A 21,399-nucleotide genomic window follows, 5' to 3' on the forward strand; every position below is an offset into this window, starting at 1 on the left:
CTTGACGTATGGAACCCGAGTTGCGCCACCTGCGCTACTTCGTCGCGGTCGCCGAGGAGCTCCATTTCGGTCGGGCCGCGGTGCGCCTGCGGATGGCCCAGCCGCCACTGTCGCAGCAGATCCGCCAACTCGAGGCGATGATCGGTACGCCGCTGTTCGTTCGCACCTCCCGGTCGGTGGCACTGACGCCCGCGGGTGAGGCGTATCTGGACCGGTGCCGGCGGGTGCTGGCCGCCGTGGCCGACGACGTGCACGAGGCGAGCCGGATCGGACGCGGGGAGCAGGGGCGCTTCGACATCGGCTTCGTCAGTTCGGCGATCCACCTCGGGCTGGCAGGGCCGATCCGTCGGTTCCGCGAACGCTATCCGGCCGTCCACCTGCGCCTGCACGAGGCGTACACGGCGCACATCGTCGACCGGTTGTTGAACGGCGAGGTCGATCTCGGCGTGGTTCGGGACGCGGACGACCACGACGACCTGGTCGCCACCACGTTCGCCACCGAATCCTTCGTCGCCGTCCTGCCGGCCGACCACCCGCACGCGGGAAGGCTCGCGATCAACGCCGCGGTACTGCGCGACGACCCCTTCGTCTTCATCCCACGGGTCGCCGGCGAGCGGGCCTACCAGCGCAATCTCCGGCCGTGCCTGGAAGCCGGGTACACCCCGCGCATCGTCCAGGAAGCCAGCAGTTGGACGACTGTGGCGCACCTGGTCGCGGCCGGCCTCGGGGTGACGATCGCGCCGGCGAGCATCGCCGCCGTCGTGCCCGCCTCGGTGGGAGTGCTGCCGTTGACCGACACCGGGGCCACCACCGAGGTGCGGATCGTACGCCGCCGAGACGACGACCGGATCACCGCAACGGGCTTCGAGGCCGCCGGTCAGGCGCCCTGACCGTACCGGCGCGGCTAGCCGCGCCTGTTGAGTTCCGCTTCGAGTCGCTGGACGAGCGTCTTGCGGTCCTTGCCGGCGTGCTCGTTGCGCAGGGCGGTCCTGAGCTGCCGCGTGTCGAGGCCACGGACCAACTTGGCGGCCTCGGCGACGGACATCTCCGAGATCCGGCCGGCCGTTGTGGCGTCTCGACGGGCCCGTTTCGCCGGCCCGGTGTTGGCGACGTACTGCTTGCCGGATCGGGACGCGGCCCGCTTCTTGGTGTCGGTCGCGCGCTTCTGGCTGTCCGACATCTCGTCCCAGGCCTTCTTGGGCAGGTACCGACTCGTCGTGTCGCCCTTGCGGGCGCGGGTGTCGCCCTCCTTCGTCTGCCACTTCTCGTTGCCCCAGCGCTGGAGCGACTTCTGCCGCTCGTCCTTTTCGCCAAGAAATCCCCCGCCGCGCTTCTTGTACTCCTGAGTGACAAGCTGCGACTTGCGCGCCGACCACTGCCCCGGCCTACCGCCCTTGTCGGAAGCCTTTACCTCTTCCTTGATCTGCTCTCTGAGCTCGGGTTTCGTATACCGCGCCATAGCTGGCAGCTACCCGGCACCGCAGCGCCTATGCCTCCCGCCGGGCGCCTGGTGGACCGAGCCGCAGCAGTACCCGCGCCCCGCCCGTCGGGCCGGTCCGCAACTCCAGGCGACCGCCGCCGGCCTGCGCGGCGCGGCGGGCGATGTCCAGGCCGAGTCCGGTCGACCCGGCCGCGCTGGCGCCCCGCCGGACCGCGCCCGGCGGCAGGCCCGGCCCCTCGTCGGCGACGGTGAGGACCACCTGCCCGGCGTCGCGCGCGAGCCGGACGGCGAACGGCGTTCCGTCGGGGGTGTGCGCGAAGACGTTTCCGAGCAGGGCGTCCGCCGCCGCCGCCAGGTCGTCGGCGGCCACCCCGACCGGCAGCGGACCGGGAACCAGGTCGAGCGTGACGGCCCGGCCGGTGTCCTCGGCCAGCACCGACCAGAACGCGACCCGGTCGGCGACGATCGCCGCCGCGTCCGAGGCGGCCGGTTGCGCCGTCGGCGAGTGCCGCCACCGGGCCTGCCGGATCAGCCCGGTGACCGCGCGTTCGAGACCGTCGGCCGCAGCGGTGATCCGGGCGGCGTCGTCGCGGTCGCGCAACGACTCCGCCTCCAGCCGCAACGCCGTCAACGGGGTACGCAACTGGTGCGACAGGTCGGCTACCTGTTCGCGTTCCTGCACCAGGAGCACCTGGATCCGGGTGGCGAGATGGTTGAGCGCACCGGCCACCTCGCGCAGCTCGGCCGGGCCGGCCGGGGTGACCCGCGCGTCCAGCTCGGCGTTCGCCAACCGGTGCGACACGGCGGAGAGGTCGCTGATCGGCCGGACCAGGGTACGGGCCAGCCGGTCGGCGACAAACAGACCGATAAGCACCAGCAGCACGCCGAGCAGGGCCAGCACCAACCAGGCCCGGGTGACCCCGGCGGTCAGCTCGTGCCGGGGCACCACGATCCGGATCACCCCCGTGCCGTCCGCCCGCCCCTGCACGGCGATGACCACCTCCCGGCCGGCCGCCGACTCCCCGGTGAGGCTCTGCCCGCGCGCGGCCAGGGCCACCGCCGGCGTACGGGGGGTCTGCGCGCCCAGCACCGAACCGTCAGGCAGGAAGACGCTCACCGGTCGCCCGGATTCCGCGGCAAGTTGCTCGACGGTGAGCCGGATCGTCGCCGCGTCGGCGGTGCCGACCACCGGCACCAGACTCTGCGCGTCGGCGGTGGCCGCGACGGTGGCCCGGTCCTCCGCGACGGTGCGCACCAGCAGCGCCAGCGGCACCAGGAACGCGACGAGGGTGAGCACGCTGACCGCGGCGACCAGCAGCGCGAGCCGGGCCCTCACGGTTGCGCCGCCGGCGCCTCCAGACGCACCCCGACCCCGCGCACGGTGTGCAGGTAGCGCGGCTGCTGGGCATTCTCCCCCAGCTTGCGGCGCAGCCAGGACAGGTGCACGTCGACGGTCTTGTCCGCGCCGCCGTACGGGATCTGCCAGACCTCGGTGAGCAGTTCCCGTTTGGTCACCACCTGGCCGGGACGGCCGGCGAGGTGGTGCAGCAGGTCGAACTCGCGCGGCGTCAGCTCCACAGTGCTCCCGTCCAGGGTGACCTGTCGGGACCGGGGGTCGACGCGCAGGCCGCCCACGACGAGCGACGGGTCCTGCCCGTCCGCGCCGGCGGGGCCCCGCCGCAGCACCGCCCGGACGCGGGCGTCGAGCTGCGCGGCGGTGAACGGCTTGACCACGTAGTCGTCGGCGCCCGCGTCGAGCGCCCGGACGATCTCGGCCTCGTCGTCGCGCGCGGTGGCCACGATGACCGGCACGGAGCTGACCGCACGCAGCATCCGCAGCAGCTCGCGGCCGTCCAGGTCGGGCAGACCCAGGTCGAGCACTACGAGATCGGGTCGGTCCTCCAGGGCGTCACGGAGGCCGGCCATCGCGGTCGAGGCGGCGGCCACCGCGTGCCCGCGCTCCCGCAACGCCCGGATCAGCGGCGTACGGATCGTCAGGTCGTCCTCGATGAGCAGCAGGCGGGCCACAGCTGGCAGGTTAACCGCTACCGCTGGCGGTGAGGCGCACGTTAACCATGCCTTAGCGTCCGGATGTGCCAACGACAAGGACGGATCGGGGATAGTCAGCGCATGGGCCGTCGTTCGATTCTCGTCGCCGCCGGGTGGGTGGCCACTGTCGCCGTGGCCACCCTCATCGGGTTGGGCGCGATCCAGCTGGTCGGGGAGAGCATCACCGGCACCCCGGGCGGGGTGCGCAGCGCCGCGGAGATCGAACGGGCGCTCGCCTCGCCGGAGCCGGTGCCCACCGGCACCACGGGCGTCGGCTCGGCCGCTCCGGGCACGACGGGCACCGCACCGAGCGCCAGCCCCGGGGTCCGTCGAGGGTTCGCCACCGACGGCGGCACGGCCGTGGCCGAGTGCGGCGCCGGCGGCGTACGCCTCGTCTCCTGGGCGCCGGCCCAGGGCTACCGGGTCCGCGACGTGGACCGGGGCCCGGACGACGACGTCGAGGTCACGTTCGCGGGGTCGACCCGCGAGTACGAGTTGAAGGTGCGCTGCATCGGCTCGGAGCCGGTGGCCGTCGCCGACGACTGACGTCGCCACCGGCCCGAGCGTCGCGCCTACCGGTCCACCGGCTGTTCCCGGTCCGCGTCGCGGCCGAGGGCGACCATGCGCAGGGTCTCCTCTCGACGTTCGACGAGCAGTGCTCCGGCCAGGAAGGTCACCGGTGGGACGAGCAGCAGAACCGCCCACTGCGCCGGCACCAGCGGGATGACGTGTCCCATGTTCATCGTCGAGGTGGACCACCCGGCGAGCGTGCTGTCAATCACCAGGGCGAGGGTCGCCACGGGCGAGAGCATGACGACGATCCGTCGGCGTACGCCCGGGGTGAGCGGGGCCACCGCGACCAGCATGGCCAGTGCGGCCACCGCCAGGCCGGCGACGAAGAGCCACAGGACCAGCGCACTGCCCGCCTCGATGCCGTAGAAGACCCGGAAGGACACCTCGTCGACGAAGTCGAACGTGGGACTGGTCACCCGATTGAGCACAAGGAGAGCGACCATCGCGACCGGCGCGAGCAGCAGCACCACCAGCCGGCGTACGCCCAACAGCACGACCACCCGGCGGCGCGGCGCCGGCACGGTGAGCGCGGCGGCCGCCACCACGGCGAGGAGGAACTGCGGCAGGGTGTCCACCACGTACGTCGGGTTGGCGCTCGCCTCGGGGGCGACGAACACAGCCCAACCGACCACCCCGGCCCAGCCCAGGCCCGCGGCCAGCCACCGCCACCCGAGCAGCACCGCCGCGCAGACGCCCGCCCAACCGGCGACGCGCAGCCAGTCGACGAGGTCCGGGCCGCCCGGCTGGTACCCGGGCGGCAGACTCGGGGAGTGGATGAGCTGGTCGAGCGTCGCCTTCCCGGCCAGGGCGAGCAGGACGAGCCCGACCAGCAGACCCGTCACCGCCGCCGCGTCCGCCCAGGTCGACGTGGTGAGCCCCCGTGCGCCCACCCGGAGCCGAGCCCGCAGGCCGGCGCCGAGGAGATTCCGCACGTCGGCGGCGGCCGGTCGGCGCTGCCCCGGCCGCGCCTCGGCGAGCAGCACGGCCACCATCTCGTCCTCGTACACCCGACGGTGCTCCCACGGATACACCGCCAGCAGGCGCCGGTAACGGCGTTCCAGATCGTCGCCGCTCACGCCATCCCCCCGTCGGCCAGCAGGCCGCCGCGGCGCAGCCGGGTGCGCGCGGCTTCCGCGTTGTGTCGCAGGCGGGACGCCTCGTCGGCGAGCCGTCGCGCGCCCAGGGCGGTGAGTCGGTAGTAGCGACGCAGTCGTGACTGCACCACCTCTTCCCGCTCGACCTCGATGAGGCCGTCGGCGCGGAGCCGGTCGAGGACCGCGTAGAGGGTGCCGGCGCGCAGGCGCACCCGGCCGTCGGAGATACGCAGCACGTCCTCGATGACCGCGTATCCGTGTTTGGGCGCCTCGGCGAGCGCGGTGAGCACCAGGAACGTCGGTTCCCGAAGGGGGCTGTCGGTCATGGCAGGAGCATATACCGATGATCGGTATATGCAATGTCGCCTGGCGGGCCGACGATGGTTAAGCTCCCGGCCGTGATCCGCACCCTCGTTGTCGCTTCCCTTCTGTTGGCCGGCTGCTCTTCCGCCGAGGCGCCCTCCCCCACGCCCAGCTCCACCACCCCCTCGGACAAGTCCGCCGCCAACGCGTGCACCCGCGTGGTCCTCGACATCGAGTCGGACGCCCCCCCGTTCGGGGACGCGGGCACCGCGGTGCGCGCCATCGAATCGACCGATCCCGGCGTCCGGGAGGCCGGTCAGCGGCTGGGGTCGACAGCCAAGGAGGTCGCCGAACTCTGGGTGCTGAACGACCCCACAGTTGACAAGGGACCCGCCACCCAACGCGTCGCCACCGCGCGGAAGGGTCTACTCACGGCGTGCACCAACCTGTTCGGGGACTACCCGTGGCCGTTCACCCGGACGCCCGCACCGACCCCCAGCAGCTGAGTGCCGGACGTGGCCGGCCCGGGGTGCCCGTGCCGGCCACGTCAGCGGCGGTTTTTCAGCTGGTGTACGCCTCCACCTCCCAGAGCGAATGGCCGTATCCGGTGCCCCGGGCGGTGCCGTAGATCCGCAGGTAGCGACCGTTGGCGCCGAGCCCGGTGTGCTCGTCCACGCCGCCGTCGGCCCCGGTCACCGTCTTCGCGGTGGTCCAGGTGGTGCCGTCGTTCGAGGTCTGGATCTGGTACGCGCTGCTGTACGCCGCCTCCCAGTTCAGCTTGACCCGGCCGATCGCGGTGGGGCTGCCGAGGTCGACCCGGATCCACTGCGGATCGGAGAAGGTGCTCGACCAGCGGGTGGTGAGGCTGCCGTCGACCGCCTGGGCGCCCGACACGTCGGCGCCCTCGTTGCTGGACGTCGAGGTGGGTTTGTTCAGCAGCAGGTTGCCGCCGGTGGAACCACCGGTGCCGCCGTACACCTCGAACTCGAACAGCGAGTAACCCCAGGCGGTGCCCCGGGTGGTGCCCAACAGCCGGATGTACCGGCCGGTCCCGGTGAGCCCGGTCAGGTCGTCCACCCCGCCGTCGCCGCCGGTCACCGTGCGGATCGTGGTGAAGGTGACCCCGTCCGGCGAGGTCTGGATCTGGTACCCGCTGCCGTACGCCGCCTCCCAGGTCAGCTTGACCCGGTTGATGGCGTACGAGGCGCCCAGGTCCACGTCGACCCACTGCGGATCGCTGAACGCGCTGCTCCACCGGGTGCCGGTCGCGCCGTCGAACGCGTTGGCTGCGACATACCCACCTTCGAAACTGGAGGCGCGGGCCGGCTTGCCCCGTGCCAGATTCCCGGTGGGCGGGTCCGGGTCGGGGCCGGGTCCACCGGGGCTGGTGGAGAGGGTGAATTCGTCGATGTCGAACCACGGGCCGGCGCCCTTGAAGACCAGGTACAGCGTCCGGGTGCCGGTCGGGGCGGTGACCCCGCCGGTGACAGTGGCGAAGGTGGCGTACCCACCGGTGGGGGTGACGGTGGCCGAGCCGACCAGCGGCCCGGTGGGTGAGTCGACCCGCAGCTCCAACGTGCCGCCCCCGCCGGCCGGGGCGCCGACCCGGGCGCTGAACGACTGGACGCCGGTCAGGTTGTACGGGCGGAACGAGATCCAGTCGTTGTTGTCGATGTAGCCGACCGCCGCGCCGCCGTGCCCGGCCGCCCCGGCGACGATCTGGACGCCGGACGAGTCACCGAAGTGCTCCGCCTGACGGACCCGGGGTTGCAGCACCGCCTGGGTGTGCGTGGTCAGCGCCGGTTGGCCGCCCCCGCCCAGGTCGGTGTACTCGGCGTCGATGATGCCGAAGATGTTCGCCGCCGTGTCGTGCTCACCGTCGGCGGTGGTCTGGATGACCCCGGTGCAGCCCTGCGCGCTGCCGAGCTGGTGGCCGTGCGAGTCGTGGCCGAGGACGTAGTTCACCTTCACCCGGGCGCAGTTGATCGCACCGTCCTGGGCGTCGGTGACAGTGACGCTGAACGGCACCGCGTCCCCGAAGGCGAACGTCTGCCCGTTCAACGGGGTGTTCACGGTGACCACCGGCGCGCTGTTGCCGACCGTGACGACCACGCTCGCGGTGGCCGTCTTGCCGGTGGTGTCCCGCACCGTCAGTGTCGGGCTGCGGGTCCCGTTGGTGGTGTAGGTGAAGCTCGGGTTCGCCGCTGTCGAGTCGGTGGTGCCGTTGTTGTCGAAGTCCCAGGCGTAGGTGAACGGGTCACCGTCCGGATCGAGGGTGCCGGCCGAGGAGAAGGCCACCGTCAGCGGCGCGGTGCCGCTGGTGGGGGTGGCGGACACCTTGGCGACGGGCGCTCTGCCCTCACGGGCGTACTCGATGCGGTAGAGCGCCGAGTTCGCGTCGCCGTTGAACCAGCCGGTGCCGTAGTCGAGCACGTAGAGCGCGCCGTCCGGCCCGAACTCCATGTCCATGACCTGCGTGCCGGTCCACGGGAACGGGTTGATCTTCAGCGGTTGGCCGGCCGGGTCGAGCTTGATGTTCTTGATCCAGCGGCGACCGAACTCACCGGCGAAGTAGGTCCCGTCGTAGTACTCCGGGAACGCCACCGGCGAGGTGTTGTTCGGGTCGTACCGGTAGACCGGGCCGCCCATCGGCGACAGGCCGCCGCCGGTGAACTCCGGCGGCGAGCCGGAGCCGCCGTACGGCAGCCACGCCGGGATGGCCGGCGGCAGCTGGGTGATGCCCGTGTTGTTCGGCGAGTTGTTCACCGGCCCGCCCGCGCAGTCGAACTTCGGCCCGGACGGACCGGACGGGAAGGTGTAGTCGTTGTAGGCGTCGTTGCGGGCGGTGCAGTACGGCCAGCCGTAGAAGCCGGGCCGGTCGATGCGGGCGAACTCCACGTTGCCCGCCGGTCCCCGGTTCGGGTCGGCGGTGCCCGCGTCGGGGCCGTAGTCGCCGAGGTAGACGACGCCGGTGGCCTTGTCCACGCTCATCCGGAACGGGTTGCGGAAGCCCATCGCGTAGACCTCCGGGCGGGTCCGCGCGGTGCCCGGGGCGAACATGTTGCCGGCCGGGATGGTGTAGCCACCGGCCGCGCTCGGCTTGATCCGGAGCACCTTGCCGCGCAGGTCGTTGCTGTTCGCCGCGGTGCGCTGGGCGTCCGAGGCCGGGTTGCGTCCGGCCCGCTCGTCGATGGGCGTGAACCCGGCCGAGTCGAACGGGTTGGTGTCGTCACCGGTGGACAGGTAGAGGTTGCCGGCCGCGTCGAAGTCCATGTCGCCGCCGACGTGGCAGCACATGCCCCGACTGGTCGGCACGTTCAGGATCAGCGTCTCGCTGGCGAGGTTGATGGTGTTGTCCGCGTTCACCGTGAACCGGGCCAGCCGGTTGACGCCGTCCCAGACGGCGAAGTCGGCCGGGGTGCCGGTGGCCGGGGCGCCGCCACCGGGAGTGTTCAGCGGTGGGGCGTAGTACGCGTACACCCAGCGGTTGGTGGCGAAGTTCGGGTCGGCCTTGATGCCCTGTAGGCCCTCCTCGTCGCCGGTGTAGACCGGCAGGGTGGCGGCGACCTTGGTGTTGCCGGCGGCGTCGGTGTGCCGGATCACGCCGTTGCGGGAGGTGTGCAGCACGCCCCGGTCCGGCAGGACGGTGAGGCTCATCGGCTCACCGGTCTCGGCCGCGCCCTTGGCCAACTCGACCTGTTGGAAGCTGCTGGTGACGGTGGGGCCGCAGTCGGCCTCGGCCGCGCCGGCGGCGGTCCGGATCCCGCCCAGCAGGTGCTGGCGGAAGGTCGCCTCGGTGTACGACGCGTCGGTGTGGCCCAGACCCGTGTACCAGGCTCGACCGCCGGAGTAGTTCTGGCACCAGGAGATCGGGTGGTCGGCGCCCATGCTGCCGCCGGTGTAGGTGCTCTCGTCCAGGGTGGCCAACACGTGCGCGGCGCCCCGGGGGTTGGTGCGGTAGTTGTACAGCTCGTCGAACCGGCTCCACCGCTGGGGCAGCGTCGCGGTGGACGGGTGCACCTGGTCGGCGACCTTGACGGTGGCGGTCTGCTCGGCCGGGTGCGAGGCGAAGTACGCCCCGACCAGCCCGCCGTACCAGGGCCAGTCGTACTCGGTGTCGGAGGCGGCGTGCACGCCCACGTACCCGCCACCGCCGGTGATGTAGCGCTCGAACGCGGCCTGCTGGGCGGCGTTGAGCACGTCGCCGGTGGTGGACAGCCAGATCACCGCGGCGAACCGGTCCAGGTTGGCGTCGGTGAACTGGGCGGCGTCCTCGGTGGCTTCGACTGTGAAACCGTTGGCGGCGCCGAGTTGCTGGATGGCGGTGATGCCCGGGGCGATGGATCCGTGCCGAAATCCGGCGGTCTTGCTGAAGACCAGCACGGTGAACGGTGCGGCGCTGGCCGTGGGTGGCGCGGCGACGATGCCGCCCGCCACGAGGATCGCGCTCAGCGCGACGCCGAGCCACGATCTCAGGGATTTGCGCACGGTTGTCCTTTCGTGGTGCGGGGACGGCGTGCGCCGATCACGCCTGGCGGTGGAACGAGGTATGTGAATGCATCGTGGCGTCCGGATCACCGGCGCGTCAAGCCTCTTCCGTCATCCGTGAGAGCGTTATCTCCGCAGGTCACGGGCGACTGTGCCAAGCAAGATCGAATAACGGTTTTCGGGCCGCGGAAGCCACGGACCGGCCGGCTCGCGGGTGACGCCGTCCGCTCAACGGCCGCCCGCCACCAACTCGGCGATCATCCCCTCGCAGCTACGGACGACGACCTGGGCGCCGCGCCGCTGCGCCAGCGGAAGCAGCGGGTCCTCCGCCCGGTCCCGCCACCGCCACTGCGCGTCGGTGGCCACCTCCCAGAGCCGCTGCACTGTCGCCTCGTGCTCGACGCCCAGTCGGGCCGCGAGGCCCACCCCGTCACCCCCGACGAGCCGCTGCGCCTCGGCGGCCAACTCCGCGTCGAAGCCGAGCCGGGCGTTCCGCAGCGCGACGAGCAGGCGTAGCTCGCGGAACTCGTGCGCACCGGCGAGGATCCGCTCGACCGCGCCGGCCAGCTCCGCGGAACCCGGGGTGGGCTCGGACCGCAGCAGCGCCTCGACCGCGGCCAGCGCGGACCGGGCCTTGAGGGCGTCGGCGCGGTCGATGAAGCAGCGCGTCACCGACTCACGCAGCTCGGTGAGACCGCTGCGCCTGATGAGTTCCGCCGAGAGCGTCACCCGACTGTCGAAGCCACTGCGCACCAACGTGGCCGCCAACCGGACGCCGAAGAGCCCGAACCGATCCAGCAGCGCGGCACGCACCTCGGTCTCCAGCCGTACCGGCAGCTCGCCGTGCAGGAAACGGTCGGCGGAGATCAGGTGGGCGTCCAGCTCGGCCCGGGGCACCCGGGCGATGGTGGCGAGCGCGGCGAAGTCCGACTCGCCGAGCATCCGGCCCGCCAGGCCGAGCAGCCCACTGCACGCCACCACGTTCACGCTGAGCGCGCTCACCCGTGGGTCGCGGTAGTGCCGACGGGCGAGCTGCCGGGCGGTGAGCAGGCCGTCGATCCGGCCCCCGCCGATCTCGTCCGCCCGGGACAACACCATGATCACATTGACCGGGGCGGCCTGCCCGACCACGCTGTCCCGGCCGGACTCCAGCACCCGCAGATCACTGTCGCGCGCGTCGCGGGTCAGATACAACACCGCGTCCGCGTCCCGTAACACCCGCTCCAACACCGGCGACCGACCCTGCTCGGCGCCGGCGGTGACCGCCGGGGTGTCGATAAGCGTGACCTGTCGCAGCGCCCGCGTCGGCCACCGCACCACGATGTCGCGCACGTCCCCCGCGCCCCAGCCGAGATCCACCCGCAGGCCGGTGGCCGACTTGACCACCGCCAACTCCTGCGGAGGCTGACCGGCCGGATAGGCGGTCGCGTGCGGCTCGGCGCCGTCCTCGTACCAGGTGAACGCCCCGTCCGCCCGCTCGACCGGCGCGACCTCCTCGCCCATCAGGGCGTTGAGCACCGTCGACTTGCCGGATCGCCAGGGCCCGGCGACCGCGATCCGCAGCGGTTGCTCCAGGCGGGCCACCTGGTGGCGCAGCTGCCCGACGGCCCGCGGGTGGTCCTGGTAGAGGTCGATGGCCTGGTGCAACAGGCCCCAGGCCGCCTCGTCCAGGCGCAGGCCGACGGTCATCCCTGCGGCTCCAGCAGCAGCGGGGCGGAACGGGTGCCGGTCAACTGCTGGGCCTGCTCGTAGAGCGCGGCCAACCGGGTCATCTTCAGCCGGATCTCGCGCTGCCGCTGCTCACGCAGCGACGCATCGGTGTCGGCCTCCTGCTTGGCGCTGCGAAACGACTGGACGATGGCCTCCTGAAGCTCCTCGGTCAGCCCCGTGAAGTGGTCCCGCAGCATCCGCTGCACCTGGCGGGCGGTGTCCCGGCAGTCGCGGATCATCCGGACGAAGAAGTCGTCGACATGTCGTTGGATGGCCGTCTTGGCGGTCGCCTGACGACGACGGAGCAGCTGCTTGCTCTCGTCGCGGATGCTCTTGCCGCCGAACAGCGCCCCGATGCCGACCGAGACCGGGTTGATCATCGGCATGCCGGCCAGGGTGGTCGCCAGACCGAACATCAGCATGCCGCCGTACGAGCCCTTCATGCCGGTGAACAGCTTCTGGCCCGTGGTGAACCTGTCGATCGTCGGCATCTGCAACTCGGGCAGTCGCTGCCCGATGTCCTCCGGCATGGTCATCGACCAGGGCGGCAGCACGTCGTAGCCGTACCTGTTGAAGTTGGCGGCCACCCGGCGGGCGATCCAGTCGCAGCGCTGGATCAGCCACTCGTGGTTCGCCTCCGCCGCCTCCACCATGCTCCGCTCCAGCCAGTCCTGGAAGGTGTCCCAGGCGACCAACGGATCAGCCGTGTCGAACGCCTCGTCGACAGTACGCAGGATCTCCCGCGTCCGGTCGCGCAGGTCGTACTCGATGTCGGACAGCAGATCGGCGATCTCGTCGCTGAGGGTGTTCTGCCACCGGGTGGAGCAGCGGCGCAGCTCGTCGACCTCACGCTGCGCCGCGTGCAGCCGGGAGATCGGCCCGGACTGCTCCTCGGCCTCCTGGGTCGCCAACTCGGCGCGCAACGGGGCGGCCAACTGCTCCACCACCGTCCGGGCCACCGTCTGCACCGACGCCCGGGCCAGTTGGTCGGCCTTGCCGGCCAGGTCCCGTTGCAGTCGGGCGATCAGCACGGGAAAGCCGGACTCGGCGTTGAGGCCCCGGTCGTCGGCCCCGGCGGCGCGCAGACGCAGCGTCGCCGAGACCGGAATCAGCGTCGCCGGGATGCCCGCCTCGGCCAGGTGCTGCCTGTTGCGGTCGGCGACCGCGCGCCAGTCCGGCACCAGATCGGTCTTGCTCTGCACCACCACCACGTTGGGGTGCGACCGCATCACGTGCAGCAGCATGTTCAGCTCGGCGACCGACAGGTCCCGGGTGGAGTCGGAGACCAGCAGCACGGTGTCCGCGCGGGCGGGCGCCGCGACCGAGGCGGCGCCACCGATACCGGAAACGTCGTCGGTGCCGGGAGTGTCCACAAGCACCAGCCCGGCGCCGAGCAGGGCGCGGGGCACCCCGATCTCGACGTACGCCGGGCCGCCACCCGCCCGGCGTCCGACCAGGCCGGCGACGCTCTCCGCGACCTGGTTCAGCGCCACCGGGGTCCGCTCGACGGCCACCGCGACGGCGGCGCCGCCCCGGGCCGGTGGCGGAGCCTGGGCGACAGCGACGACCGGCGCCTCGGCGTGCCGCACCACTGTCGGCAGGACCGTCGTGCGGCCGTCGCCGACCGGACAGGCCGGCGCGTTGATGATCGCGTTGATCAGCTGACTCTTGCCCTGGTTCGGCTCACCGATGACCAGGACGCGCAGCGTCGGATCCAGCAGTTGGGCACGCTTCTGCCGGACCGTCTGGAGCAGGTCACCACGACCGTGCGCACTACACGTACGGGCGATGTCATCCAGCACGTCCAACCAGATCCCGGCCATCACCGCACCAAGTGTGCGGGTTTCGGCTCAATTATCAAGAGGTAGCGGACGTGGAAGCGGAGAGGGCCGGATCGCCCGAGGCGATCCAGCCCTCCGCTCCGACCGGAGAACCGGGTCAGAGCAGGCCGCCGGAGAGACCCAGCAGCCCGTGATCGGTCGAGGCGTGCGAGTCGTCGCCGAGCACACCGTCGGTGACCCCGCCCGTGACGTCACCGACCGTGCCGGTGACACCGGGGAGGAGGCTGTCCACGTGGTGCGTCACGCCGCCCACCGCCGACGGCACGTCGAGCGGCGGGACCACGCCGCCGACGACACCGTCGCCGTGCCCGAGGCCCAGCCCGCTGAGGGTGTCGCCGACACCGAGGGAGCTGACGACCCCGCCGATCTGACCGTGGGCGCCGGAGAGGACACCGCCGGTCAGGTCGCCGCCGATCAGATTCGAGTCGGTGCCGCCGAGCAGACCGCTCGGGTCGCCGACGGTGCCGGTGACGTCGCCGAGCACCGGGTCCGCGATCGCGTCCACCGGCTGCACCACGTCCGCGTCGAGGGTGTACGCCACGTCGGAGACGCCGGCGAAGTCGGTGTCGAGGCCGGACGGACCGACGCCCAGGCCGATCCCCGGCAGCACGGTCACCCCGGCGGCCGCCGCCGACGGGTCGACCGCGATGGCACCGAGCACACCGGCCTTGACGTCCAGGCCGGTGGGCGAGCTCGTGACGCTGATCTGCTGCGCCACGCTCTGCAACTGACCGACCACGTCGGTGCTGTCGGTGAGCAGCGGGTCCAGCCCGAGCTGACCGACCGGCGAGGCCAACGGCGCGATACCCGCCCCCGGCGCGTAGTCGACGACCAGCGGCACGACGTCCTGCACGTCCGCCGCGGTGATGTCGGTGAGCCCCGCGCCCCGCAGCGCGCCCTCGGGGTCGAGGTCGAACGCCGACCGCGCGTCGGGGTTCGTCAGCAGGTCGAGCACGAAGTCGTGGAGGGTCTGGTGCGAATCCATGTGCCGGTTCTCCTCGGAAGTGGCGGCGACGGGTGTCGTACGTCGACAGTGACGCTATTGCCGGGGCCCACCCCCGGGCATCGGGGCTCAGCCCGCATCCGGCCCGGTTGAACTAGGGGCTCCGCCACCTCGTACGTTAGGGGGACAGGGGGAAACCGTCCCGACGAGATTAGGGTCCCGACCAGGGGCTGATCTCTGGTACGAACGTAGGAGCCCGCGGGGTTCGCCGGGGGTGGGTCGTCGGCAGCACCGACACCATCGCCACCGGCCGGCCAACTCACGGGGGGAGAAGAGACGATGGCGTACGTCCTGGGGATAGACATCGGGAGCACCAACACCGCCGCCGCGGTCGCCCGGCGCACCGGCGCGACCTGGACGCGTCCCGAGCCCGTCCCGCTGCACGTCGGCTCCCCCGTCGTGCCGTCGGTGCTGTGCCTGGCCGAGGACGGCTCGCTGCACGTCGGCGAGCCCGTGACCGACGACGGCAGCCGCACCACCCGGGACTTCGTCCACCGGATCGGTGATGACGTGCCACTGCTGCTGGGCGGCGAAGCGTGCACACCGCAGACGCTGACCGCGGAGCTCGCGGCGTGGGTGGTGGAGCGGGTGCACGCCCTGGAGGGCGGCCCGGCCGAGGCGGTCGTGCTCAGCCATCCGGCGGGGTGGCGCCCATACCGGCGGGAGGTGCTGCACCGGGCACTGTCGGACTTCGGCCTGCGGCACGTGACGTTGCTGCCACGCACGGTCACGGTGGCCGAGGGCCACGCGGCCCGCGGGTTCGCGGGCACCACTGCCGCCGTCTACGCCCTGGGCGGCAACAGCTTCGAGGCCGCGCTGGTGCGTCGCACCCCGCGCGGCACCTACGAGACGTTCGGCACGCCCCAGGGTCTCGACTCGGTCGGCGGCGCCGACTTCGACGAGGCGCTGGCCGCGCACACCCGTACGATGCTGGCCCGGGAGTTGGCGAGCACCGCACGCCGCGGCACCCAGGCCGCGCTGCGCGGTCTGCGCGCCGAGTGCGACAGGGCCAAGCGGGCGCTGACCGTCGACCTGACGGCCGACGTGGTGTTGGCGCTGCCGGGCGGCCCCGCACGGATACCGGTGACCCGGGCGCAGTTCGAGCACATGATCCGCCCGATGGTGCAGACCACCGTCGACCTGCTGCTCCGGGCCGTGCAGAGCGCCAACCTGACGTCGGCGCAGCTCGACGGCGTCCTGCTGGCGGGTGGTTCGACCCGGGTGCCGCTCGTCGTCGAGCTGATCAGCGCGGCCCTCCCGGTGCCCGTCGAGGTCGAACCGGACTCGCAACTGACCGCCGCCGCCGGCGCGGCGCTGGCCGCCGCTCAGGTGGTGTCGCCACGCCCTCGCCCGCCGGCACCGGTTCACGACCCGGTGCGCAGCGCCGGGCGGGCCACCATCCCGGCGCCGCGCCGCCCCCATCACGACACCGTTCCGGGCGATCCGCCACCGCGGCCCCCGGTCCGGGTCCTCCCACTGGACCTGCCGAAGCCGTCCCGCCTGGCGCTTGCCCGCAGCCGGGGACGCGAAGGATGACCCCAATGATCATGAATGACATCGTCGCACCGGGGCTGACCCTGGACAGGGGGCCACAGGCCCTGCTGGACACTGTCGCGCAGGACCCGAGCGGCCCGCTGGCCGTCGGCATCGCCGGCCCCGGCGGTCACGGCAAGACCGCGCTGCTCGCCGAGCTGGCGCGCGTCCACCAGCGGGCCGGGATCACCGTACGCACGGCGGCCCCGGAGCCCGGCGAGCCGGTCGACCCCGACACGCTGGTGCTCGTCGACGACGCGCACCTGCTCGACGACGCCCGGGTCGAGGTGCTGCTGCGCCTGGTCGGCACCCGCCGGCACCGTCTCGTGGTCGCCCACCGCCCGTGGCCCCGGTCGGCGGCGCTCAGCGAGCTGGTCGACACCCTGCGGCGCGACGGGCAGGCAGTGCTCCTCACGCCGTTCACCAGGGAGCAGACCGCCAGCTACCTCGCCGGCACGCCGGAGCTGGGCCGCCGCGACGACCTTGTCGACTTCGTGCACACGCAGACCTCCGGCGTACCCCGGGACGTCGAGCGGCTGGCCCGCGGCCTGGCCGGCGCGGAGACCCGGACCGGCCCGGTGGTCACCCCACCCCGGTCCGTCGTCGCCGAGTTCGGCCCGGACCTGGACGTGCAGCCCGCCGCCGTACGACGACTGTTGCTCGCCGTCGCGGCCGGCGGGCCGCTGCCGGCGAACATGCTCGCCACGCTCCTCGGCGTGGAGCCGTCGGCGGTGGACGAGCTGATCGCCACGACGCGCGCGGCCGGGCTGCTCGGCGCCGACGGCCGGCTCGCGCCGATCGTGCGGCGGGCGGTCACGACGCTCAGCCCCACCACCGACCGGACGGCGGTGTGGCGGCGGCTCACCGAGGTGCAGCTCGCCCGGGGCGGCGCGGTGCTGCCGCTGGTCCGTTCCCTGCTCGCGGTCGGCGCGCTCGGCGACTGCCCGGCCTCGACCCTGGCCGCCGCGGCGGGTGAGGCCCTGGCCGAGGAGCCGGCGTTCGCCGCCGAACTGTTCGCCGCCGCCACCGCGGCCGGACAGCCGGCCAGCGCGCAGCAGGCGCTCGCCGCCGCGCTCGCCGGAAACCTCGACGACGCCCTGCGGTTGGCCGACCGACTGCTTGCCACCGCCGCCCCGCCCGACCGCTCCGAGGCGGCAGTGGTGGCGGCGACCGCCCTGGCGCACCGGGGCCACGTCGGCCGCAGCGTGGAGCTGTACCGGTGGTCGGGCACCGCCTCCGCGATGGCCTTCGCCGTCGTCGGCGGGCTCGCCACCGGCGACCCGGACGCCACCGCCGAGTCGCCGACGGGTGACCCGCTGGGCGAACCACCGACCCTGCACGCCAGCGCCGCCCGACTGATGGCAAACGGGGTCCGCGAGAGCGTGAGCGGCCCGCCGACCGCGGCGCTCTCCGCGCTCGTGCAGGCCGCCGCGCTGCTGGAACCGGACGGCCGGGCGGCCCTCCTCCCGGACAGCCCGGCCGCGCTCGCCGCGCTGACGGCCGTGCACTGCGGTGAGCTGGAGATCGCCGAGCAGGTGCTGCACCGGGCCCTGGCCGCCGGTGTCGGTGGTCCGCTGATGGCTCGCCGCCACCGCCTGTTGCAGGCCTGGATCCTGATGGTCCGGGGCGAGACACGCGCCGCGACCGAGCACCTCGCCGCGGTGACGCTCGACGGTCGGCAGTTGGAGTCGCGCGACCTGCTCTTCGCCGCCGCGATCCGGATGGGCGTCGGCCGCCGCACCAGCGACATCGGGGCGCTCAAGGGTGGCTGGGGGCAGGCGCTGGAGGCGGTGGTCCGGCACCCCGTCGACCTGTTCACGCTCCTGCCGCTGGGTGAGCTGGCCATCGCGGGCGCGCGCCTCGGCGACCTGGCGCGGCTCGAACCGTACCTGCGGGAGGCGCGCGCGTTGCTCGGCCGGCTCGGCGACCCACCACTGTGGAGCGTGCCGCTGCACTGGAGTGGCCTGCACGCGGCGATCCTGACCGGCGCGCCGTCCGTCGCCGACGAACACGTCGCGGCCCTGCTGGCCGCGGCCGACCACAGCCGGTACGCCGCCGTCGTCGCCGCCGCCGCGGAGTGCTGGGTGGAGGTGCTCCGGGGTGTCGTCGACCCGGCCCGCGTGGAGGCCGCCGCCCGAGCGCTGCACGACACCGGACTGCGCTGGGACGGCGCTCGCCTCGCCGGCCAGGCCGCCATCCGAACCGCGGACCGGCGGGCGATGACCGCCCTGCTGGAGTGTGCGCGGGCCCTACAGGGGCGACCACCGGGCGGCCACGGTGAGCAGGCGCCGACGACCACCACCGAGAGCACCGCGCGGGCCACCGGCCCCACCCAGCAGGGGCTCAGCGACCGTGAGTACGAGGTTGCCGAGCTGGTGCTGGCCGGGTTGACCTACCGCGAGATCGGCGACCGGCTCTTCATCTCGGCCAAGACCGTGGAACACCACGTGGCGCGGATGCGCAACCGACTGAACTGCGCCAACCGCACCGAGCTGCTGGCTCTGCTGCGTACCCTCGTCGCCGACCGGTCCAGCGACACGGCAGGGCAGCCGTGGCCGCAGCGGGCGACCCGATGAGGGGCCCGTGCCGGGGACGCCGCCGCGCCCAGCGGAGCGGGACGTGACGCCCACCGAGGTCCGGCTGATCCGGACCAGGCTCGTCGTGCTGGCCGCCGTCCTGGTCACGCTCTGGTCGTACGCGGCCTACGTGACCAGCCAGGACGCCATCGACCTGCTGCGCGTGCGGGCCCTGGCGGACACCCTGGGCCAGCCCATCGACCGGCTGATCCTGAGCCTGCAGGCCGAACGCCGGGCCAGCGCCGAGACGATCGCCGGAGCGCCGGCGACCCCGCTGGGCGGGGCGCGCGAGGTCACCGACCGGGCCGCCGCCGAGCTCCGCCGGTTCACCGCTGGCCGCGACGTCCGGTTGCTCAGCGCCGGCGAGGTGCGCGACCGGGCCGACGAGCTGGTCCGCCGGCTCGACGGCCTGAGCACGATCCGGTCCCAGGTGGACGCCGGGAAACTCGACCAGGCCGAGGCGGTCGACGGGTACGACCAGGTCGTCGACGTCGCCTTCCGGGTGTACGGCCCGGAGTGGGGCGCGTACGAGACCACGTTGGCCGCCGACACCCGTGCGGTGATCGCGATGGCCCGCGCCCGGGAGTTGCTCGCGCGGGAGGACACCCTGGTCAGCGCGGCCCTGACCGCCCAACGGCTCGGGGTGGACGACAGACGCCGGCTGACCGAACTCGTCGACAACCAGCGTTTCGCGCGGGCCGAGGCGGCGGCCGGGCTGCCCGCCGACGGGCCGGTCGCGTACCAGCGGATCGCGAACGGCCCCGAGTTCGCCGACCTGATCGCCCTGGAGGACGGGCTGGTGCGGGCGGACGCCGCCAACGCCCTGGCCGGGACCACCACTGCGAACTGGCGGGCCGCCGCGGACGCCGCCCTCGGCGCGCTACAGACACTTGTGACGAGCACCGCCCGCAGCAGCGTCGAGCGGGCCACGCCGGGTGCCGCCGTGCTCGTCGCCCGGACCGGCGCGGTGGTGGGGCTGGGCCTCATCGTCGTGCTCGTGCTCCTGCTGAGCTGGGCGAGCACGGTCCGGCGGCTGACCGACGCGTTGACCCGGCCGGTCGTCGACGCCCCGACCCCGCCCCCGGATGTCGTGGCAACGCCCGCCGGTCCCGACCGGGAGCTGTTCCTGCGGATCACCCGCCGCAACCAGGTCCTGCTGCGGGACCAGCTCAACCTGCTGGACGGGATGCAGCGTCGGGAGCGGTCCGCCGAGGAGAGCGGCGAGCTGTTCCAGCTCGACCACCTGACCACCCGGGTCCGGCGCAACGTGGAGAAGCTGATCGTCCTCGCCGGCGCGAGGCCCGCCCGCCGCTGGCGGCGCGCGGTGCCGCTGCTCGACGTCGCACGCGGCGCGGTCGCCGAGGTGCCGGACTACCACCGGGTCCTGATCGCGCCGCACTGGCCGTGGTCGCTCGCGGGCCCGGCCGTCACCGACGTCGTCCACCTGCTGGCGGAGCTGATCGAGAACGCCCTCGCCTTCGCACCAGCGGACACCACAGTCCGGATCAGCGGCGAGCACCGACCGCAGGGGTGCGCCGTCGTGGTCGTCGACGACGGGCCCGGCCTGGACGCCGCCGCGCTGGCCGACGCGAACCAACTGCTCGACAGCCCGCCGGCCGGTCCACCCACGGGTCCCACCGGTCTGTACACCGTCGCCGTGCTGGCCGACCGTTGTGGCGCCCACGTCTCGCTGCGTCCCAGCCGGCGCGGTGGCACGGCGGCGGTCGTGCTCCTGCCGGCCCAACTGGTCTCGGTGACCGACACCGGCCGGGGACCGTCCACCGCGCCCCCCACCACCCCGTACCCGCCGGCGCACCACGGCGCCGGCCGGTCCGATCCGGGCGGCGACGGCGCGCTGCCGACCCGGGTCCGTCAGGCCGGGCCAACCGGCCCCGAAAACGGCAGGGCCGGCCTCGACACGGTCGAGATACCGGTCGCCAGAGCAGCGAGGAGACACCCATGACCTCCGCAGTGGTCACCGACGACGGCCTGACCGGTGCCCTGGACCGCCTTGTCGACCGAGTGCACGGCGCGGACTTCGCCGTCGTGCTCTCCCCGGACGGGTTGCCCCTCGGCGGCTCCCGCCGGGTGGAGGCGAAGCTGGCCGAGCAGATCTCCGGCGTCGTCGCCGGCCTGATCGCGTTGGGGCTGGCCGCCACCCGCACCTGCGACGCGGGCGGCCTGCGTCAGGTAGTGGTGCAGATGGCGCGCGCCTTCCTGTTCGTCGCCACCATCCCGAACGGGACCATCCTCACCGTGCGGATCGCCGGTGACGACATGAAGGTCGGCGACATGGCGTACGAGGTGGCGCTCTTCGTGGGGCAGGCCGAGCGGCACCTGCCGATCACACTGGGACCGGCCTCCTCCGCGACGATCGGGGACACTGGTGCACACCAGCGGCACCGCTGACGAGGCGTGGTACGACGACGACGCGGGTCCGGTCGCCCGGCCCTACACGATGACCGGCGGGCGTACGTCTCCCGCCCGTGGCCAGTTCGACCTGATCTCACTGGTCGTCGCCCGGCGGGCGGCCACGCCTCCCACACCGCTCTTCCCCGAACAGGCGCGGATCGTCGAGCTGTGTCACCATCCAGTGTCGGTCGCCGAGGTCGGCGCCGAGCTGGACCTCCCACTGGGGACGGTCCGGGTGCTGCTCGGCGACCTGCTCGGGGCCGGGCTGATCGAAACGCACGACCCGCCGATGTTGTCGGAGTTGCCGACCGAGGATCTGCTTGAGGCGATACTCGTCGGGCTCCGCGCGCTGTGAGAGCAGGTGCCATCCGCGACC

General features: G+C 73.1%; 17 protein-coding genes. 8 read left to right on the top strand and 9 right to left on the bottom strand.

Annotated elements, in window-relative coordinates:
* The first annotated feature begins 8 nt into the window (after positions 1–8).
* On the top strand, positions 9–890 hold the full coding sequence (locus ACQPWW_RS20390) for a LysR substrate-binding domain-containing protein (RefSeq protein WP_433124731.1): 882 nt from the start codon (positions 9–11) through the stop codon (positions 888–890).
* A 14-nt stretch (positions 891–904) separates the two neighbouring features.
* On the opposite strand, the gene ACQPWW_RS20395 is transcribed toward ACQPWW_RS20390, so the two are convergent.
* The 3 genes from ACQPWW_RS20395 to ACQPWW_RS20405 are packed head-to-tail and all read right to left on the bottom strand — an operon-like array spanning position 905 to position 3,469.
* Entirely contained in the window at positions 905–1,459 is a 555-nt protein-coding gene (locus tag ACQPWW_RS20395) for a DUF5872 domain-containing protein (protein WP_433124734.1), read from the bottom strand.
* 28 nt (positions 1,460–1,487) lie between these two features.
* The gene (locus ACQPWW_RS20400; protein ID WP_433124735.1) at positions 1,488–2,777 is read right to left on the bottom strand and encodes a sensor histidine kinase; all 1,290 of its coding nucleotides are present in this window, start codon (positions 2,775–2,777) and stop codon (positions 1,488–1,490) included.
* Positions 2,774–3,469, bottom strand: coding sequence for a response regulator transcription factor (locus tag ACQPWW_RS20405; RefSeq protein WP_433124737.1), 696 nt, complete (start codon positions 3,467–3,469; stop codon positions 2,774–2,776). The genes ACQPWW_RS20400 and ACQPWW_RS20405 overlap by 4 nt, the downstream gene beginning before the upstream one ends.
* Positions 3,470–3,571: 102 nt before the next feature.
* Here ACQPWW_RS20405 and ACQPWW_RS20410 point away from each other — a divergent pair, with 102 nt between their 5' ends.
* The gene (locus ACQPWW_RS20410) at positions 3,572–4,036 is read left to right on the top strand and encodes a septum formation initiator (protein WP_433124739.1); all 465 of its coding nucleotides are present in this window, start codon (positions 3,572–3,574) and stop codon (positions 4,034–4,036) included.
* 26 nt (positions 4,037–4,062) lie between these two features.
* Here ACQPWW_RS20410 and ACQPWW_RS20415 read toward each other — a convergent pair whose 3' ends face one another.
* Positions 4,063–5,139 (bottom strand): hypothetical protein, encoded by a 1,077-nt coding sequence (locus tag ACQPWW_RS20415; protein ID WP_433124740.1) that lies wholly within the window; start codon positions 5,137–5,139, stop codon positions 4,063–4,065.
* Complete coding sequence (locus ACQPWW_RS20420) at positions 5,136–5,483, bottom strand: PadR family transcriptional regulator (RefSeq protein WP_433124742.1); 348 nt, start codon at positions 5,481–5,483, stop codon at positions 5,136–5,138. Before ACQPWW_RS20420 ends, ACQPWW_RS20415 begins: the two co-directional genes overlap by 4 nt.
* Before the next feature lie 72 nt (positions 5,484–5,555).
* Between ACQPWW_RS20420 and ACQPWW_RS20425 the strand changes: the two genes are divergently transcribed.
* Positions 5,556–5,966: a hypothetical protein gene (locus ACQPWW_RS20425; protein ID WP_433124743.1), complete on the top strand. Its 411-nt coding sequence runs from the start codon at positions 5,556–5,558 to the stop codon at positions 5,964–5,966.
* A 55-nt stretch (positions 5,967–6,021) separates the two neighbouring features.
* Here ACQPWW_RS20425 and ACQPWW_RS20430 read toward each other — a convergent pair whose 3' ends face one another.
* The 4 genes from ACQPWW_RS20430 to ACQPWW_RS20445 all read right to left on the bottom strand — a co-directional run bounded on the left by ACQPWW_RS20430 (position 6,022) and on the right by ACQPWW_RS20445 (position 14,484).
* Positions 6,022–9,948, bottom strand: coding sequence for a ThuA domain-containing protein (locus tag ACQPWW_RS20430; RefSeq protein ID WP_433124744.1), 3,927 nt, complete (start codon positions 9,946–9,948; stop codon positions 6,022–6,024).
* A gap of 228 nt (positions 9,949–10,176) precedes the next feature.
* Positions 10,177–11,637, bottom strand: a complete 1,461-nt coding sequence (locus tag ACQPWW_RS20435) for a hypothetical protein (protein WP_433124746.1) — start codon at positions 11,635–11,637, stop codon at positions 10,177–10,179.
* Positions 11,634–13,481 (bottom strand): dynamin family protein, encoded by a 1,848-nt coding sequence (locus ACQPWW_RS20440; RefSeq protein WP_433134449.1) that lies wholly within the window; start codon positions 13,479–13,481, stop codon positions 11,634–11,636. Before ACQPWW_RS20440 ends, ACQPWW_RS20435 begins: the two co-directional genes overlap by 4 nt.
* Positions 13,482–13,596: 115 nt before the next feature.
* Positions 13,597–14,484 (bottom strand): IniB N-terminal domain-containing protein, encoded by an 888-nt coding sequence (locus tag ACQPWW_RS20445; protein WP_433124748.1) that lies wholly within the window; start codon positions 14,482–14,484, stop codon positions 13,597–13,599.
* Positions 14,485–14,781: 297 nt separating this feature from the next.
* Here ACQPWW_RS20445 and ACQPWW_RS20450 point away from each other — a divergent pair, with 297 nt between their 5' ends.
* Genes ACQPWW_RS20450 through ACQPWW_RS20470 form a run of 5 tightly spaced genes read left to right on the top strand, consistent with a single transcriptional unit; the run spans position 14,782 to position 21,378 of the window.
* Positions 14,782–16,038, top strand: a complete 1,257-nt coding sequence (locus ACQPWW_RS20450) for an Hsp70 family protein (RefSeq protein ID WP_433124750.1) — start codon at positions 14,782–14,784, stop codon at positions 16,036–16,038.
* 5 nt (positions 16,039–16,043) lie between these two features.
* Positions 16,044–18,611: a LuxR C-terminal-related transcriptional regulator gene (locus ACQPWW_RS20455; protein ID WP_433124752.1), complete on the top strand. Its 2,568-nt coding sequence runs from the start codon at positions 16,044–16,046 to the stop codon at positions 18,609–18,611.
* 43 nt (positions 18,612–18,654) lie between these two features.
* Positions 18,655–20,574, top strand: a complete 1,920-nt coding sequence (locus ACQPWW_RS20460) for a nitrate- and nitrite sensing domain-containing protein (protein ID WP_433124754.1) — start codon at positions 18,655–18,657, stop codon at positions 20,572–20,574.
* Positions 20,571–21,020 (top strand): roadblock/LC7 domain-containing protein, encoded by a 450-nt coding sequence (locus ACQPWW_RS20465; protein WP_433124756.1) that lies wholly within the window; start codon positions 20,571–20,573, stop codon positions 21,018–21,020. Before ACQPWW_RS20460 ends, ACQPWW_RS20465 begins: the two co-directional genes overlap by 4 nt.
* Complete coding sequence (locus ACQPWW_RS20470) at positions 20,998–21,378, top strand: DUF742 domain-containing protein (RefSeq protein WP_433124757.1); 381 nt, start codon at positions 20,998–21,000, stop codon at positions 21,376–21,378. The genes ACQPWW_RS20465 and ACQPWW_RS20470 overlap by 23 nt, the downstream gene beginning before the upstream one ends.
* Positions 21,379–21,399: the final 21 nt, after the last annotated feature.

It is taken from the genome of Micromonospora sp. CA-240977, from assembly GCF_050942285.1.
Taxonomy (GTDB): domain Bacteria; phylum Actinomycetota; class Actinomycetes; order Mycobacteriales; family Micromonosporaceae; genus Micromonospora.

Bases quoted from the DNA above. Each gene is read 5' to 3' on its own strand.
- ACQPWW_RS20390 (WP_433124731.1), top strand. From the start codon at position 9: ATGGAACCCGAGTTGCGCCACCTGCGCTACTTCGTCGCGGTCGCCGAG.
- ACQPWW_RS20395 (WP_433124734.1), bottom strand. From the start codon at position 1,459: ATGGCGCGGTATACGAAACCCGAGCTCAGAGAGCAGATCAAGGAAGAG.
- ACQPWW_RS20410 (WP_433124739.1), top strand. From the start codon at position 3,572: ATGGGCCGTCGTTCGATTCTCGTCGCCGCCGGGTGGGTGGCCACTGTC.
- ACQPWW_RS20420 (WP_433124742.1), bottom strand. From the start codon at position 5,483: ATGACCGACAGCCCCCTTCGGGAACCGACGTTCCTGGTGCTCACCGCG.
- ACQPWW_RS20435 (WP_433124746.1), bottom strand. From the start codon at position 11,637: ATGACCGTCGGCCTGCGCCTGGACGAGGCGGCCTGGGGCCTGTTGCAC.
- ACQPWW_RS20440 (WP_433134449.1), bottom strand. From the start codon at position 13,481: ATGGCCGGGATCTGGTTGGACGTGCTGGATGACATCGCCCGTACGTGT.
- ACQPWW_RS20445 (WP_433124748.1), bottom strand. From the start codon at position 14,484: ATGGATTCGCACCAGACCCTCCACGACTTCGTGCTCGACCTGCTGACG.
- ACQPWW_RS20450 (WP_433124750.1), top strand. From the start codon at position 14,782: ATGGCGTACGTCCTGGGGATAGACATCGGGAGCACCAACACCGCCGCC.
- ACQPWW_RS20455 (WP_433124752.1), top strand. From the start codon at position 16,044: ATGATCATGAATGACATCGTCGCACCGGGGCTGACCCTGGACAGGGGG.
- ACQPWW_RS20465 (WP_433124756.1), top strand. From the start codon at position 20,571: ATGACCTCCGCAGTGGTCACCGACGACGGCCTGACCGGTGCCCTGGAC.